This is a genomic window from Alloprevotella sp. OH1205_COT-284 (assembly GCF_003859795.1).
GTDB lineage: Bacteria > Bacteroidota > Bacteroidia > Bacteroidales > Bacteroidaceae > Alloprevotella.
Genome location: NZ_RQYI01000084.1, coordinates 1 through 315 on the forward strand (window position 1 = coordinate 1; position 315 = coordinate 315).

1 pseudogene is annotated in these 315 nt (G+C 35.6%); it reads left to right on the forward strand.

The features are described from left to right. Positions 1-170: 170 nt before the first annotated feature. Positions 171-315: pseudogene (locus EII14_RS09555) on the forward strand (IS30 family transposase); the annotation flags it as partial.

Below are 315 nucleotides of genomic sequence, written 5' to 3' on the forward strand. Positions count from 1 at the left end.
TATCCAATAACACACGCATTAGTTCGTTAAAACCGGCCTCACTAGAGACCATTTCAGAAATAAATTCCGATCTTTGTTCCATCGTAAGCTCCATTGTTCTTAATCTGTTTTTGAATTGTACCACAAAGATAAGAACTTTGGGGCTTACACACTTTTATAGGACATTACCATCATGGCAGAAAGGAGCTATTGAGAATACAAACAAACTCATCAGGCAATATATATCCAAGTATGCAAACTTTGATGATTATACGGACAGAAGAATTGCGCAAATACAGAAGAAAATAAACAGAAGACCAAGACAAAAACTCGATT